Below are 14,316 nucleotides of genomic sequence, written 5' to 3' on the forward strand. Positions count from 1 at the left end.
ATGTCGGGGGTCAACGGCGTTCACACAACCGCATACCGCTCATCCAGAGGGGCAGAGGGACACGGCCCGATGAAGCCCCGGCAACCCTCCAGTCGGTACTCGTTCACCCGCGAGGCTCCCGGCTAGGGAAGGTGCCAAATCCGTCTCACGGCGAGATGCGTCGTGAGGAAGATGAGGAGAAAGGGCCTCGCCTCCATGGCTGTGCAGACAGTTGCAAGCACCAGCAATCCCACCGTAGACCTCGGCCCGGCCGCGGCGCTGAGCTGTCGCGAGTGCGGTCACCGGGTGCCGCTCGGACCGGTGTTCGCCTGCGAGGAGTGTTTCGGCCCGCTGGAGATCGCGTACGACTTCTCGGCCTACGAGCCCGAGGAACTGCGGGGGCGCATCGAGGCGGGCCCCGCGAACATCTGGCGTTACGCGCCCCTGCTGCCGGTCCCGGCCGACGTGGCCGACAAGCCCAACATCAACCCCGGCTGGACCAAGCTCGTCAAGGCCGACAACCTGGCCCGCGAGCTGGGCGTCACCGGCGGGCTGTACGTGAAGGACGACTCCGGCAACCCGACGCACTCCTTCAAGGACCGCGTCGTCGCCCAGGCCCTGGAGGCCGCGCGCGCCTTCGGCTTCACGACGCTCTCCTGCTCCTCCACCGGCAACCTCGCGGGCGCGGTCGGCGCCGCCGCGGCCCGGGCCGGCTTCCGCTCCTGCGTGTTCATCCCGCACGACCTGGAGCAGGGCAAGGTCGTCATGGCGGCGGTCTACGGCGGTGAACTGGTCGGCATCGAGGGCAACTACGACGACGTGAACCGCTTCTGCTCCGAGCTGATCGGCGACCCGGCCGGCGAGGGCTGGGGCTTCGTCAACGTCAACCTGCGGCCGTACTACGCGGAGGGTTCGAAGACCCTGGCGTACGAGATCTGCGAGCAGCTCGGCTGGCGGCTCCCGGATCAGCTGGTCGTCCCGATCGCGTCCGGCTCGCAGCTCACGAAGATCGACAAGGGGCTCCAGGAGCTGATCAAGCTCGGGCTCGTCGAGGACAAGCCATACAAGATCTTCGGCGCCCAGGCCGAGGGCTGCTCGCCGGTGTCGACGGCCTTCAAGGCCGGCCACGACGTGGTCCGCCCCCAGAAGCCGAACACCATCGCCAAGTCCCTCGCCATCGGCAACCCGGCCGACGGGCCGTACGTCCTGGACATCGCGCGCCGCACGGGCGGTGCCGTGGAGGACGTGACGGACGAGCAGGTGGTCGACGCCATCAAGCTGCTGGCCCGCACCGAGGGTATCTTCGCCGAGACGGCGGGCGGTGTGACGGTCGGCGTCACGAAGAAGCTGATCGAGAACGGCGTCCTGGACCCGTCGCTCACCACGGTCGTCCTCAACACGGGTGACGGCCTCAAGACCCTCGACGCGGTGGCCGGCACCGGCCTGACCGCCACCATCCGTCCGACCCTGGACTCCTTCCGAGAGGCTGGCCTCGTATGAGCGTGACCGTTCGCATCCCCACCATCCTGCGCACCTACACCGGCGGCCAGGCCGAGGTCGCCGCCGAGGGCGCGACGCTCGCCGAGGTCATCGAGGACCTGGAGAAGAACCACACCGGAATCGCCGCCCGCGTCCTGGACGACCAGGGCAAGCTGCGCCGCTTCGTCAACGTGTACGTGAACGACGACGACGTCCGCTTCGAGCAGGGCCTGGAGACGGCCACGCCGGACGGTGCCGGCGTATCGATCATTCCGGCCGTCGCCGGCGGCTGAGTATTACCCAAGGTAACCACGGTTACCGAGCGTTCATCGAATGGCCTCCTCCGTGAGAGAAACGGAGGGGGCCATTCTGCGTGATTGAGCGCGGTACAGTTGGGGAACGCGCTCCCCGCCGCACAGGTCGGGGGCCCTGAAACGATGCCGCGTGCCCGACAAGAAGTAGCCAAAATGCCCGGGTTGTATGCGGCATTTGTGGTTTTTACGGGGCCCGACTTGCCCCGCCTTCTGGCGAATTCTCGCCACATTCCGGACCAGTCGCGTCCAGAATTCTCGTCCGATTGACCTGTTGCAGACGGCAGTTGGACAGATACATTCAGCCGCGGTCGACGCGTTCCGGCGCACGCCCCCGACCGATTTGGGGGGTGAGGTCTGACCCGGATCCGCGAAGTGTGGATCTGTGCAAGGGCCAGTAATAGGGGAGTTAGGCATGGCTCAGGGCACCGTCAAGTGGTTCAACGCGGAGAAGGGGTACGGCTTCATCGCGGTCGACGGTGGTGCGGATGTTTTCGTCCACTACAGCGCGATCCAGATGGACGGTTACCGCACCCTGGAAGAGGGGCAGCGGGTCGACTTCGAGATCTCGCAGGGCCAGAAGGGCCCGCAGGCGGACATGGTCCGGCTGGCGACCAGCTGAAGCACGCGTCGACTGACAGCGACGTTCTTCTGTTTCATCTTCGAAGGGTCCGTACCTCTGGGTACGGACCCTTCGGCATGCCCGGCGCTCCCTGTTCGCGCGCGGCCGACGCCCTGCCCGCATCCCGTGAGCCGCTTGCACTCGACCATGCCGAGTGCTAATCATTGGCGTTAGCACTCTGAAGGTGAGAGTGACAAAGATGGACCGGGTCGGTGAGGCCCGCAGGCCAGGTGGGGCAAGGAACCACAGGTCGGCGAGCCGTCCGTCGCGGGCGCGGGCGCGGTCCGAAGGAATCACCCCCAGTCCTGGAGGGACCACTTCACATGGCCAAGATCATCGCGTTCGACGAGGAGGCGCGGCGCGGCCTCGAGCGCGGCATGAACCAGCTCGCGGACGCCGTCAAGGTGACGCTCGGCCCCAAGGGTCGCAACGTCGTCCTCGAGAAGAAGTGGGGCGCCCCCACGATCACCAACGATGGTGTCTCCATCGCCAAGGAGATCGAGCTCGAGGACCCGTACGAGAAGATCGGCGCCGAGCTGGTCAAGGAAGTCGCCAAGAAGACGGACGACGTCGCCGGTGACGGTACGACCACCGCGACCGTCCTCGCCCAGGCCCTGGTCAAGGAAGGCCTGCGCAACGTCGCCGCCGGCGCCAACCCGATGGCCCTGAAGCGCGGTATCGAGAAGGCCGTCGAGGCCGTCTCCGCCGCCCTGCTGGAGCAGGCGAAGGACGTCGAGACCAAGGAGCAGATCGCCTCCACCGCGTCCATCTCCGCCGCCGACACCCAGATCGGCGAGCTGATCGCCGAGGCCATGGACAAGGTCGGCAAGGAAGGCGTCATCACCGTCGAGGAGAGCAACACCTTCGGCCTGGAGCTCGAGCTCACCGAGGGCATGCGCTTCGACAAGGGCTACATCTCCGCCTACTTCGCGACCGACATGGAGCGCATGGAGGCGTCGCTCGAGGACCCGTACATCCTCATCGCCAACTCCAAGATCGGCTCCGTCAAGGACCTGCTCCCGCTGCTCGAGAAGGTCATGCAGTCGGGCAAGCCGCTGCTGATCATCGCCGAGGACGTCGAGGGCGAGGCCCTGTCGACCCTGGTCGTCAACAAGATCCGCGGCACCTTCAAGTCCGTCGCCGTCAAGGCCCCGGGCTTCGGCGACCGCCGCAAGGCCATGCTCGGCGACATCGCCATCCTCACGGGCGGCGAGGTCATCTCCGAGGAGGTCGGCCTCAAGCTGGAGAACGCGACCCTGGACCTCCTGGGCCGCGCCCGCAAGGTCGTCATCACCAAGGACGAGACCACCATCGTCGACGGTGCCGGCTCCTCGGAGCAGGTCAACGGCCGCGTGAACCAGATCCGCGCCGAGATCGAGAACAGCGACTCGGACTACGACCGCGAGAAGCTGCAGGAGCGCCTGGCGAAGCTCGCCGGCGGTGTCGCGGTCATCAAGGCCGGTGCCGCCACCGAGGTGGAGCTCAAGGAGCGCAAGCACCGCATCGAGGACGCCGTCCGCAACGCGAAGGCCGCCGTCGAGGAGGGCATCGTCGCCGGTGGTGGCGTGGCCCTGCTGCAGACCACCAACGTCTTCGAGAAGCTGGAGCTCGACGGTGACGAGGCGACCGGCGCCAACGCCGTGAAGCTCGCGCTGGAGGCCCCGCTGAAGCAGATCGCCGTCAACGCCGGCCTCGAGGGCGGTGTCGTGGTGGAGAAGGTGCGCAACCTGACCCCGGGCCACGGCCTGAACGCCGCGACCGGCGAGTACGTCGACCTGGTCGCCGAGGGCATCATCGACCCGGCGAAGGTGACCCGCTCTGCCCTGCAGAACGCCGCCTCCATCGCCGCGCTGTTCCTCACCACCGAGGCCGTCATCGCCGACAAGCCGGAGAAGGCCGCCGCGCCGGCCGGCGGCGGCATGCCGGGCGGTGACATGGACTTCTGATCGACCTCTGGCCGATCGCCTGTCCTTCAGTACCGAGGGCGGCACTCCCTGTCTGTTGCAGGGGGTGCCGCCCTCGGGCGTGTCCGGGATCACACCACTCCTCGCTGAGGTGGGAATGCGGGACGCCGTACCCTCAGTTGCTTAAGAAGGTGCACCAATGCGTGTGCACATACCAGCTGGTCAATCGCTCTGTTGAACCGTCACTCACGAGGAGCCCCCCACGTGACCGTCACGACGTCCCCCACCTCCCGCGCGGCCCAGATCCTGTCCCGTCCGATCCACCTCAACGGCCTGACCGTGCCCAACCGGATCGTGATGGCGCCGATGACCCGGATGTTCTCCCCGGGCGGCATCCCCGGCGAGGACGTGCGGTCGTACTACGCCCGCCGTGCCGCCGCCGGTGTCGGGCTGATCGTCACCGAGGGCACCTACGTCGGCCACGAGTCGGCCGGTCAGAGCGACCGCGTGCCCCGGTTCCACGGCGAGGAGCAGCTGGCGGGCTGGGCCAGGGTCGCCGAGGACGTGCACGCGGCGGGCGGCACGATCGTCCCGCAGCTGTGGCACATCGGCATGGTCCGCAAGGACGGCGACGCCCCCTTCCCGGACGCCCCCGCGATGGGCCCCTCCGGCATCGTCACCGAGGGCGCCGAGCCCACCGGCAGGGCCATGACCCAGCAGGACCTGGACGACGTCGTCGCCGCGTTCGCCGAGGCCGCGGCCGCCGCCGAGCGCATCGGCTTCGACGGCGTCGAGCTGCACGGCGCCCACGGCTACCTCGTCGACCAGTTCCTGTGGGCGGGCACCAACCGCCGCACCGACGCCTACGGCGGCGACCCGGTGGCCCGCACCAAGTTCGCGGCCGAGATCGTCGCGGCCGTCCGCGCGGCCGTGTCCCCCGACTTCCCGGTCATCTTCCGCTACTCGCAGTGGAAGCAGCAGGACTACACCGCCCGCCTCGCCGAGACCCCCGAGGAGCTGGAGGCCATCCTCACCCCGCTCGCGGCCGCCGGCGTCGACGTCTTCCACGCCTCCACCCGCCGCTACTGGCTCCCCGAGTTCGACGGCTCCGACCTCAACCTCGCGGGCTGGACCAAGAAGCTCACCGGCAAGCAGGTCATCACCGTCGGCTCGGTCGGCCTCGACGGTGACTTCATCGGCGCCTTCCAGGGCGAGGGCTCCCCGGTCAAGGGCATCGACAACCTCCTGGACCGCCTGGAGGCCGACGAGTTCGACATGGTCGCCGTCGGCCGCGCGCTGCTCCAGGACCCGGAGTGGGCGGCCAAGGTGCTCGCCGACCGCTTCGACGAGCTGAAGCCGTACGACGCCGCCGCGGCGAAGACGCTGAGCTGAGGCAGCCGGGAAGCAGGGGGGGCGCCTACAGGTTGCCCATCGGCTCGATGTCGACGTACACGGGCGTCCCCCACACCCGCAGCACCTCGTAGTCGGTGAACTCGTGCACCAGCCGGTACGCCATGGCGGGCCGGGACGAGCGCCGCTGAGCGGCCAGATACGCCTCGGCCTCCCGCCGGTCGCGCCGGGGCGTGCCGCACAACTGCCACTCCCGCCCGTTCCACGCCTCCGGCAGCCAGCGCTGCTGGGGCTGCGGACGGTCGGCACGGACGCCGTACCGGGACGGCGCGCTCGCCGGGGCCTCCGCGCCCTGCGGCCGCCCGCCCCCGTACTCCGCCCGCCGCGCGGCCCGGCGCCGGGTCTCGCACAGCAGACACAGATCGGGCGCACTCTCGTCGACCGGCCCGTGCGGATGCTCCGGGCACCGGGTAGTGGGCGCGTTGCCCCCGACGCTCTCCTCCACCAGGTCGAGCGCCCGCCGCAGATCCCCCTTGATCTCCTGCAGCCGCGCCTCCGGCACATCGGCACTCAGAGCCTCCCCGTGCTCCCCGATGACCCGGAGGGCACGGCCGAGCGCGGTCAGTTGGGCGTGGTTCATGCCTCCCAGCTTCTCACCCGTGCCTCCTGGGGCTCAGCCGCCGTGGTGGATGAGGCTTCCCTTGCCGCAGGCGGGGGCGCTGTCGGGGAGGGGCAGGGGGGAGACGGACTTGACCACGGGGACGGCGACGAGATCGCCCGCGCACATGGCGGTGCCGGTGGCCGTCCAGTGGTCGTCGGCGTGCGCGGGGGCGGCCAGGGCGGCGGCGGAGGCGGTGAGGGCGGCGGTGGTCAGGAGCTTCTTCATCATGCCCGGGAAACGAACGGCCAGGAGGGTGCGTCACGCGGCCGCGCCCGTACGCGGGCGCCGGGTGAGGCCGAACAGCCACGTCGCCGCGAATCCCACGGCGTACGCGGTGAGCAGCCCGCCCCCGTAGATGGCCGCCGTCACCCCCGGCCCCCTGTTCCCCGCCAGCAGCGGGAACAGCGCCCAGCCCGACGGCCCGATCGCCGTCGCGCCCACCTTGTCCCCCAGCATCGCGAAGAACCCGATGAACGCCCCGCCCGCCGCCCCGCCCACGCATGCCGTCACGAACGGGCGGCCCAGCGGCAGCGAGACGCCGTAGATCAGGGGCTCGCCCACGCCCAGCAGGCCCGCCGGGAGAGCCGAGCGGATCGTCGTACGCAAGCCGGTGTCGTGGCGCAGCCGGACGTACACCGCGAGCGCCCCGCCCACCTGCCCCGCGCCCGCCATGGCCAACAGGGGGAGCAGCACGGTGTAGCCCTGTTGTTCGATGAGGGTGGTGTGGATGGGGATCAGGGCCTGGTGCAGGCCCAGCATGACGAGGGGGAGGAACAGGCCGCCCAGGACCAGACCGGCCAGGGCGCCGGTCGTGGACAGGAGCCAGCTCGCCGCCATACCGATCGCCGTCGCCACCACGCCGGCCGCGTACATCAGGCCGTACAGCGTGACAAGGCCGGAGACGAGCACGGTCACGGTCGGCGTGACGAGTACGTCCAGCGCGCCCGGCAGCCGGCCCCGGCACCACTTCTCCACCCGGGTCGCCAGCAGAGCGGCCGCCAGGGCGCCCAGGACACCGCCCTGACCGGGGGTCAGCTGCACCCCGAACGCCGTCACCTTCGCCACGCCCGGATACACGACGATCGCCGCCACCGCGCCGCCCAGCACCGGCGTGCCGCCGAACTCCTTCGCCGCCTGGTAGCCGACGAACACCGCGATCAGTGCCATGAAGGCCGACGCGACGGCGGTGAGCGCCGGGGTCAGCCCGGGCAGCCAACCGGCGTTCAGCAGCAGCCCGTTGAGCCCGGCGAGGATGCCGCAGCCGATCAGGGCGGGGATGAGCGGGACGAAGACGTTCGCGATGCGGCGCAGGGCGGTTTTGGCGGGGGTGGCGTTACGCCGCCGGATGCGCTCCTTCAGGTCGGCAACGGCCAGTTCGGCACCGACTGGTGCCGCATCGGCCGATTCGGCACGGGGCGGCTCGGCGTCGGTCGGCTCGGTGTGAGCCGTATGCGTACCGGCGGTGGCCGGTTCGTCGCCGATCAGGTTCCGTACCTCCGCCGTGACCGCTCCGACCACCCCCGGCCCGAGTACGACCTGCACGGACGGCCCCCCGGCCCCGACCACCCCCAGCACCCCGGGCAGGACCCGGAGCCCGTCCCCGTCGACCGCCGCCGGGTCGGTGACGGTCAGGCGGAGCCGCGTCATGCAGTGGGTGACGGAGGTGACGTTCGCGGGGCCGCCGGCCAGGGTGAGGATCGCGGTGGCGGTGGCGGGGCTGGTCGTGGGGTCGTGGCGCACCCCCCGAGCGTGCGGCTCAGCCGCCCGCGACCGCCAGCGCGGCACGCAGATGTCCGCCGGACTCCTCCAGAAGGCGGGCGGCCGTCGGGCCGTCGACGTCGGCGAGGATGGCCAGGATCGCGTTCTTCACCTCGCCGCCCGACTCCGTCAGCGCCCGCTCGATCTCCGCGTCGGAGGCTCCCGTGGCGAGGGCGACGATGCGGCGCGAGCGGGCCCGCAGCTTGTCGTTGGAGGCGCGGACGTCGACCATCAGGTTTCCGTACGTCTTGCCGAGCCGGATCATCGTGATCGTCGACAGCATGTTCAGGACCAGCTTCTGGGCCGTGCCCGCCTTCAGCCGGGTGGAGCCGGTGAGCAGCTCGGGGCCGACGACGACCTCGATGCCGTGCTCGGCGGCGGCCGCGAGCGCGCTGTGCTCGTTGCAGGCCAGCCCGACGGTCAGGGCGCCGAGGCCACGGGCGTGCTCGACGGCGCCGACGGCGTACGGGGTGCGCCCGGAGGCGGAGATCCCGACAACGCTGTCGTCAGCGGCGACCTTGAGCGCGTCCAGGTCCGCGCGGGCCAGCTCCTTGGAGTCCTCGGCCCCCTCCACGGACGTCACCATGGCCTCCCGCCCGCCCGCGATCAGCCCGACGACCTGGCCGGGCTCGGTGTTGAAGGTGGGCGGGCACTCGGAGGCGTCCAGCACGCCGAGCCGCCCGGCGGTACCGGCACCGGCGTAGATCAGACGGCCGCCGCGGGCCATGCGCGCGGCGATGGCGTCGATGGCGGCGGCGATCTCCGGCAGCCGCGCGGCGACGGCGGCCGCGACGCCCGCGTCCTCACCGTTCATGAGGCGCGCGATGTCGAGGGTGGGCAGCTGGTCGATCTCGGCGAGCTCGGGCCGGAAGGCCTCGGTGGTGAGCGAGCCGAGCTCGGCCTGAAGACGAAGGTGATCGGAGGTCATAAACGTGCGGCTCTTTCCGGTGGGGGGTCCTGTTCCGGTGGGTCCCGCGGGTGGGCTAGGGGGTCTCGTTTGGATCAGGCCGGCTCCGGCCGACCTAGCCTCTTGGCCGGGATGATCCAGACGACACCCCCTAACGCCCAGCGCTCCGGTGCCGGTGCGCCAGCGCCTCGTACGACGCGGCCAGGGCGGGCGCCGCCGATTCGTACGTCCGCTGCGCCACCCCCACGAACAGACAGTCCACCACCAGCAGTTGACTGGTTCGCGAGGACATCGCGGCCGGTCGCAGCTCGGTCTCCCGCGAGGTGGACGTGGTCAGTACGTGGTCGGCGTACTGGGTGACCGGCGAGTCCGGCCGGCCGGTGATGGCGATCGTCGTGGCCCCGTGCTCGAACGCGACCCGCAGCGGCTCGATGACGTCGCCCGTCGACCCGGAGTGCGTGATCGCGATCGCCACGTCACCCGACCGCAGCTGCACCGCGTTGGTCACCGCGAGATGCGGATCGCTGTGTGCGTGGGCTATGAGGCCGATGCGGAGCAGCTTCTGGGTGAGGTCCTGGGCGACGAGCCCGGACGCCCCGATGCCGTACACATCGGTCCGCCGGGCTCCGGCCAGCGCGGCGACGGCCGCGCCCAGCTGGACGGTGTCGAGTCCGGCGGCCGTGTCCGCGAGGGTCTGCTGCTCCTCGTAGGCCAGCTTCGCGACGACGTCGGCGATCGGGTCGTCCACCGCTATGTCCGTCGTGATCGCGGGCGCCCGCCCCGACTGCTGCTGCGCGGCGAGGCCCGCGAGGGCGAGGCGCAGATCGCGGTAGCCGGGGTAGCCGAGCAGGCGGGCGGTGCGGACGACGGTCGCCTCACTGGTGCCGGTGAGTTCGGCGAGGCCGGTGACCGTGAGGGCGGCACAGCCGGCGGGATCGCTCGCGACGGCCTCGGCGACACGCTGCATGGACCGGGTCATGGACGGCGCGAGGGTACGCACCTTGGCGGCGAGCGAGCTGCCCGGGGTGCCGAAAATTTCCTTCACGTCCTGGGTCACCAATGAAAGATATTTTCGGTTCCGCCTCGCGGTCAAGAGTGCGCACAATGGGACCATGGAGTCCCTGACCCCCCTTGAGCAGGCGTTGCACGCTGCCCGCGCGCTGGTGCTCGCCGATCTGATCGCGCGCGAGGTCGCCGAGGCCGACGTGGTCTCGCTGGTCGAGGACTCCGTCGCGCAGCGTCGCTGGTGGGTCCAGCAGTGGCCGGACGGCGTCGACTACCTGGCCGGGCTGGTCGCCCAGGACGTACAGGACGCGCTGCTGGAGCGGTACGGCCGCTGGCCGCTGTGCCCGGTGTGCGGCTCGGGCGATCCGCACGCGCTGGACGTGGAGCCGGAGCTGGGGCCCGATCCGCACTGGGTGTGCCACAAGGCGGGCGTGAAGGTCGCCGCTGTGGGCTCGCTCGGGCGGGCCACGGGCGGGACGGCGTCCTCGTGAGGCGCCCGTGACGGTGTACATCGACCCGCCGACCTGGCCAGGGCACGGGCGCATGTGGTCCCACCTGGTGAGCGACGTGTCGTACGACGAACTGCACCTCTTCGCCGCCGACTTGGGCGTACCCCGCCGGGCCTTCGAACGCGACCACTACGACCTCCCCTCGCACCGGTACGCGGACGCGGTGGCCGCCGGCGCGGTGGAGGTCAGCAGCCGCGAGGTGGTACGGCTGCTGACCTCCTCCGGACTGCGCAGACGGAAGGGAAGCCGGGCCGGGCGGCGGGCCTAGGGCCTGTCTTCCGGATCTTGCCGGCGTCGCGGGGTCTGGCACGCACATCTGCGGCGTTGTCGTCACTCGCCGACGCTCCGCGTCGACTCCCTCCTCCGCCTTGCAGCTGCACGCACCAGACCCCGCTCGGGTCCGCCAAGAGGCTCGGTCGGCCGGAGCCGGCCTGATCCGGAAGACAGGCCCTAGCGCACGGGAGCCAGGCGGCCGCCGGTCGTCAGCCCCGGCGGATGTAGAGCTGGAGCCCGTCGTCCATGCCGTGGTCCTCGCGGGCCGTCCGCTCCTCCTCCAGGGTCGCCCGGGTGAACCCGGCCCGGGACACCACGCGCTGCGAGGGGAGGTTCGCCCCCTCGATGGTCGCGATCACGGTGTCGACGTCGTCCCGGGCCAGCGCCCACTCCGTGAGGGTGCGCACGGCCTCGGTGGCGTACCCCTGGCCGCGGGCGCCCTCGACGAGGTCGTAGCCGATCTCCACGCGGCCCTCCTCGTCCGGGGCGCCGTGGAAGCCGATGCCGCCGATCGCGCGGCCGTCCTCGTGCCGGACGAGGGCGAAGACCCCGAACTCGGGCCGGTGCACGCCCGCTTCGTAGGCCTTCACCAGGAAGCCGGAGGCCTCCCGCGTCCCCTCGTACGGCCCGCCCTCGATCCACTCGAACCCGCCGTCGCCGCCGAGCCGGAGATCGCGGGCGGCGGCCGGGCGGACGCCGGTCAGGGTGAAGCGCTCGGCGGGGATGACCAGGTTGTTGCGCCAGCGCCACTCGGTGACGGGAGCACGGCCGGGCAGTTCGCCGCGGCCGGTCGCCCACAGCAGGGTCGGCCAGGGCGCGGGACCGGGCTGGACGTGCGGGAAGAGCCAGGTCAGCACGGACTCGGCGAGCTGCTCGGACGGCTCGTAGGCGACCCCGAGCCCCTCGGCGATGTCATGCGTGTGCAGCAGCACCTCGGCGATGCCCATCGCGGCGAAGCCCTCGCGGTCGGCGCTGCGGAACGGGTACGGATGGAAGGCGCGCACGCCGGGCGGCGCGGTGCGGACCGCGGCGGCGAGCAGCGCCCCGGTCGTCTCGATGACGTGCACCAGCCCCGCGTTGTCGGTGCCCTCGTCGAGGGTGATGTCGAACGGGACGTACGCGTCCTGCGCCCGCCCGGCCAGATTGGCGGCGTACGCGACGAGATCCTCGGCGATGTGGAACGCCGTCGTATGGCAGTCCCACTCCAACCGCCCGGCCCTGACGGCCCTCCAGTCCCGCTCCGCCGCCGCACCCAGTACCGCCGCGCATCCCGCCACGGCCGCGGTCACATCGTCCCCGGATATCGCTCGCATGAGGCGAACCCTAGGTGGCGGCACCCCTCAGGTCGACAGCATTTCCAGCTCGGAGGTCAGGTTGTAGCGGGCCGTGGCCTCCCAGTGGTCGCGGCCGTACGGGGTGTGGAACAGGCTGGGGAGGGCGAGGAGTTGGCGGAGAATGGCCGAACGGCCCTCGCGGAAGGCGTCGTTGGGGACGAAGTGGTATTCCTCGCGGACTTCGGCGGTGTAGACGGCGTACGCCGACGGAGGTGAGGCCAGGATCGCCAGGTCCGCGTCGCAGAGGACCTGGCCGTCGGGGTCGTCGGCGGTGGGGGCGTGGGTGGTGGTGAGGCGGACCAGGCGGGCGACCTCGGCGGTCTTCGCGGCCGGGACGCCGGCCTCCGGCAGGGCGCGTTCGGCCAGGCGGGCGGAGCGTTCCTCGTTCTCGGAGCGCTCGGGGAGGTAGACCGCGTCGTGGAACCAGGCGGCCAGACGGACCACGTTCGGGTCGTCCGCGTACTCCTCGAGTGTGTCGATGTGGTCGAGGACCGCTTTCAAGTGCTCGATCGTGTGGTAACGGCGCTGCGGCTCCGACCAGCGGCGCAGCAGGGCATCGGCATACCTGTACGGGTCCGGGGCGCAGGAGTCGTCGTCCCGTGTCGCGAGCAGTGCACGCAGCCAGCGGGAACGCAGCTCGTCGAGGTCGGCCATGCCGTCATTCTCCCGCGGTGAGGCTCGATGCACCTAGCTTGGGGCCCATGACTGACGTACACGAGGTACCACGTGACCCCGAACTCCCCGGACGTCTGCTGGCCGTCGAGCGGGACGCCCTGATACCGCTGCTGCGTGCACGCTCCGACGCGGACTTCGCGCTGTCGACCGCCGCTTGTCCGGGCTGGACCGTACGGGACGTGCTCGCGCACTGTTCCGCTGCGCTGATGCGGGTGGTGGAGAGCCGGTTCGAGAAGGGCGTGTTCTCGCCCGAGTCGAACGACCGGGACATCGCCGAGCGGGCCGAGTGGTCGAACGCGCGGGTCGTGGACGAGCTGGAGCGCGGGATGACCGAGGCCGGGCCGGTGATCGCCAAGGCGGGCGGGGTGCTGGACATGATCGCCCTGGGGGAGTGGGTGCACGCCGGGGACGTGCGTGACGTCCTCGGGGCGCCGGGGGCGTACGCCGGGGCCGGACTGCCGGACGCGCTGACGCTGCTGGTCCGCGTCACCCGAGAGAAGCGGCACGTGCCGCTGCATGCCGACCTCGAGGACGTGGACGAGCCGTTGCGGCTGGGGGCCCTGACCGCGGGAGGTCCGCCCGCCCGGTACATCGGCGACGCCGCCACGCTCGTACGGCTGTACGCGGGGCGGCCGCTGGACGGTGCCGCGTACGAACTGGCCGGCGCGGCGGAGGGGGAACTGAACATCTTCGGCTGAGGAGGGGTTGCCCGGGTCGGCGCTGGGCAGGCGTAGTCTTGAATTGGACTAGACCTGTAGCCGCCGATGAATGGGGTGCCATGAGCAAGCGTGCAGTCCTGGAGGTGATCGCGCTCGACGTCGAGGACGCGGTCGCCGCCCAGGCCGGAGGCGCGGACCGCCTGGAGCTGGTCACCGAGATGGCGGCGGACGGGCTCACCCCGGCGCCCTCGACGGTCGCCGCGATCCGGGCCGCCGTCGACATCGACCTGCGCGTGATGCTGCGGCTGGCGGACGGGTTCGCGGCGGGTGACGTCGATCGGCTGGTGCGGGTGGCCGGTGAGATGCGGGACGCGGGCGCGGACCAGTTCGTGCTCGGGTTCCTCGACGCCGTCGGCGGTGTCGACCTGGCCGCCGTGGAACGGGTCGTCGGCGCGCTCGGCGGCTGCCGGTGGACCTTCCACCGGGCGATGGACCGGGCCGCCGACCGGGACGCGCTGCGCAAGCAGCTCGCCGACCTGCCCGGACTGGACACCTACCTGACCGCCGGCTCCGCCTCCGGTGTGGACGAGGGTCTGCCGACCCTGGCCGCCGAGGCGGGCCGACGGGGCGAGCCCGGCTACGGCCAGACGCTCCTGGTCGGCGGCGGCCTCCGCCTCGACCACGTCCCCGCCCTCCGGCACGCCGGCATCGACGCCTTCCACATCGGGGGCGCCGCGCGCTCCGCGGGCTGGGCGGGGCCGGTCTCCGAGGGTGCTGTGCGGGAGTGGCGGAGGGTTCTGGACGGGGAGTAGCGCCGTAGGGGTACGGGTTGTACGCGCCGTGCGGGTGCGTGGTGGGCCGGCGGCACAGCGGCCTGCTCACCACGCACC

16 protein-coding genes and 1 riboswitch are annotated in these 14,316 nt (G+C 71.4%); of the genes, 9 read left to right on the top strand and 7 right to left on the bottom strand.

What is annotated here, in order from left to right:
- Positions 1 to 36 precede the first annotated feature (36 nt).
- Positions 37 to 178, top strand: a riboswitch (SAM riboswitch).
- Positions 179 to 195: 17 nt separating this feature from the next.
- The 5 genes from thrC to ABZ865_RS19025 all read left to right on the top strand — a co-directional run bounded on the left by thrC (position 196) and on the right by ABZ865_RS19025 (position 5,687).
- Entirely contained in the window at positions 196 to 1,479 is a 1,284-nt protein-coding gene (gene thrC / locus ABZ865_RS19005; RefSeq protein ID WP_361231376.1) for a threonine synthase, read from the top strand.
- Positions 1,476 to 1,751, top strand: a complete 276-nt coding sequence (locus ABZ865_RS19010) for a MoaD/ThiS family protein (protein WP_076087077.1) — start codon at positions 1,476 to 1,478, stop codon at positions 1,749 to 1,751. The genes thrC and ABZ865_RS19010 overlap by 4 nt, the downstream gene beginning before the upstream one ends.
- 433 nt (positions 1,752 to 2,184) lie before the next feature.
- Complete coding sequence (locus ABZ865_RS19015; RefSeq protein WP_019057200.1) at positions 2,185 to 2,391, top strand: cold-shock protein; 207 nt, start codon at positions 2,185 to 2,187, stop codon at positions 2,389 to 2,391.
- 323 nt (positions 2,392 to 2,714) lie between these two features.
- The gene (groL, locus tag ABZ865_RS19020) at positions 2,715 to 4,337 is read left to right on the top strand and encodes a chaperonin GroEL (protein WP_100826879.1); all 1,623 of its coding nucleotides are present in this window, start codon (positions 2,715 to 2,717) and stop codon (positions 4,335 to 4,337) included.
- Positions 4,338 to 4,559: 222 nt separating this feature from the next.
- Positions 4,560 to 5,687, top strand: a complete 1,128-nt coding sequence (locus tag ABZ865_RS19025; protein WP_361231379.1) for an NADH:flavin oxidoreductase — start codon at positions 4,560 to 4,562, stop codon at positions 5,685 to 5,687.
- A 25-nt stretch (positions 5,688 to 5,712) separates the two neighbouring features.
- Here the strand turns inward: ABZ865_RS19025 and ABZ865_RS19030 are convergent, their stop codons facing one another.
- The 5 genes from ABZ865_RS19030 to ABZ865_RS19050 all read right to left on the bottom strand — a co-directional run bounded on the left by ABZ865_RS19030 (position 5,713) and on the right by ABZ865_RS19050 (position 10,028).
- On the bottom strand, positions 5,713 to 6,285 hold the full coding sequence (locus tag ABZ865_RS19030; RefSeq protein WP_361231382.1) for a hypothetical protein: 573 nt from the start codon (positions 6,283 to 6,285) through the stop codon (positions 5,713 to 5,715).
- A 33-nt stretch (positions 6,286 to 6,318) separates the two neighbouring features.
- Positions 6,319 to 6,534 carry a hypothetical protein gene (locus tag ABZ865_RS19035; protein ID WP_361231384.1) on the bottom strand — a complete coding sequence of 72 codons (216 nt, stop codon included), beginning with the start codon at positions 6,532 to 6,534 and terminating at the stop codon, positions 6,319 to 6,321.
- 30 nt (positions 6,535 to 6,564) lie between these two features.
- Positions 6,565 to 8,046: a PTS transporter subunit EIIC gene (locus ABZ865_RS19040; protein WP_361231386.1), complete on the bottom strand. Its 1,482-nt coding sequence runs from the start codon at positions 8,044 to 8,046 to the stop codon at positions 6,565 to 6,567.
- 16 nt (positions 8,047 to 8,062) lie between these two features.
- Complete coding sequence (gene murQ / locus ABZ865_RS19045; RefSeq protein WP_361231388.1) at positions 8,063 to 8,992, bottom strand: N-acetylmuramic acid 6-phosphate etherase; 930 nt, start codon at positions 8,990 to 8,992, stop codon at positions 8,063 to 8,065.
- A gap of 130 nt (positions 8,993 to 9,122) precedes the next feature.
- Positions 9,123 to 10,028: a MurR/RpiR family transcriptional regulator gene (locus ABZ865_RS19050; protein WP_361231390.1), complete on the bottom strand. Its 906-nt coding sequence runs from the start codon at positions 10,026 to 10,028 to the stop codon at positions 9,123 to 9,125.
- A gap of 55 nt (positions 10,029 to 10,083) precedes the next feature.
- Between ABZ865_RS19050 and ABZ865_RS19055 the strand changes: the two genes are divergently transcribed.
- Positions 10,084 to 10,467, top strand: coding sequence for a hypothetical protein (locus tag ABZ865_RS19055; protein ID WP_361231392.1), 384 nt, complete (start codon positions 10,084 to 10,086; stop codon positions 10,465 to 10,467).
- A 7-nt stretch (positions 10,468 to 10,474) separates the two neighbouring features.
- The gene (locus ABZ865_RS19060; protein WP_361231394.1) at positions 10,475 to 10,753 is read left to right on the top strand and encodes a DUF4031 domain-containing protein; all 279 of its coding nucleotides are present in this window, start codon (positions 10,475 to 10,477) and stop codon (positions 10,751 to 10,753) included.
- A gap of 214 nt (positions 10,754 to 10,967) precedes the next feature.
- Here ABZ865_RS19060 and ABZ865_RS19065 read toward each other — a convergent pair whose 3' ends face one another.
- Positions 10,968 to 12,071, bottom strand: a complete 1,104-nt coding sequence (locus ABZ865_RS19065; RefSeq protein WP_361231396.1) for a GNAT family N-acetyltransferase — start codon at positions 12,069 to 12,071, stop codon at positions 10,968 to 10,970.
- A 27-nt stretch (positions 12,072 to 12,098) separates the two neighbouring features.
- Positions 12,099 to 12,746 (bottom strand): HD domain-containing protein, encoded by a 648-nt coding sequence (locus ABZ865_RS19070; RefSeq protein ID WP_361231399.1) that lies wholly within the window; start codon positions 12,744 to 12,746, stop codon positions 12,099 to 12,101.
- Positions 12,747 to 12,793: 47 nt separating this feature from the next.
- Between ABZ865_RS19070 and ABZ865_RS19075 the strand changes: the two genes are divergently transcribed.
- Together ABZ865_RS19075 and ABZ865_RS19080 are read left to right on the top strand one after the other, a co-directional pair.
- Complete coding sequence (locus ABZ865_RS19075; protein ID WP_361231401.1) at positions 12,794 to 13,465, top strand: maleylpyruvate isomerase family mycothiol-dependent enzyme; 672 nt, start codon at positions 12,794 to 12,796, stop codon at positions 13,463 to 13,465.
- A gap of 80 nt (positions 13,466 to 13,545) precedes the next feature.
- On the top strand, positions 13,546 to 14,238 hold the full coding sequence (locus ABZ865_RS19080; RefSeq protein ID WP_361231403.1) for a copper homeostasis protein CutC: 693 nt from the start codon (positions 13,546 to 13,548) through the stop codon (positions 14,236 to 14,238).
- Positions 14,239 to 14,316: the final 78 nt, after the last annotated feature.

The sequence above is a fragment of the Streptomyces sp. NPDC047085 genome, assembly GCF_040643735.1.
In the GTDB taxonomy this organism is placed as follows: Bacteria; Actinomycetota; Actinomycetes; order Streptomycetales; family Streptomycetaceae; genus Streptomyces.

Coding starts and splice junctions, on each gene's coding strand:
- ABZ865_RS19015 (WP_019057200.1), top strand. CDS start 2,185: ATGGCTCAGGGCACCGTCAAGTGGTTCAACGCGGAGAAGGGGTACGGC.
- murQ (WP_361231388.1), bottom strand. CDS start 8,992: ATGACCTCCGATCACCTTCGTCTTCAGGCCGAGCTCGGCTCGCTCACC.
- thrC (WP_361231376.1), top strand. CDS start 196: ATGGCTGTGCAGACAGTTGCAAGCACCAGCAATCCCACCGTAGACCTC.
- ABZ865_RS19010 (WP_076087077.1), top strand. CDS start 1,476: ATGAGCGTGACCGTTCGCATCCCCACCATCCTGCGCACCTACACCGGC.
- ABZ865_RS19075 (WP_361231401.1), top strand. CDS start 12,794: ATGACTGACGTACACGAGGTACCACGTGACCCCGAACTCCCCGGACGT.
- ABZ865_RS19070 (WP_361231399.1), bottom strand. CDS start 12,746: ATGGCCGACCTCGACGAGCTGCGTTCCCGCTGGCTGCGTGCACTGCTC.
- groL (WP_100826879.1), top strand. CDS start 2,715: ATGGCCAAGATCATCGCGTTCGACGAGGAGGCGCGGCGCGGCCTCGAG.
- ABZ865_RS19080 (WP_361231403.1), top strand. CDS start 13,546: ATGAGCAAGCGTGCAGTCCTGGAGGTGATCGCGCTCGACGTCGAGGAC.
- ABZ865_RS19030 (WP_361231382.1), bottom strand. CDS start 6,285: ATGAACCACGCCCAACTGACCGCGCTCGGCCGTGCCCTCCGGGTCATC.
- ABZ865_RS19035 (WP_361231384.1), bottom strand. CDS start 6,534: ATGATGAAGAAGCTCCTGACCACCGCCGCCCTCACCGCCTCCGCCGCC.
- ABZ865_RS19065 (WP_361231396.1), bottom strand. CDS start 12,071: ATGCGAGCGATATCCGGGGACGATGTGACCGCGGCCGTGGCGGGATGC.
- ABZ865_RS19055 (WP_361231392.1), top strand. CDS start 10,084: ATGGAGTCCCTGACCCCCCTTGAGCAGGCGTTGCACGCTGCCCGCGCG.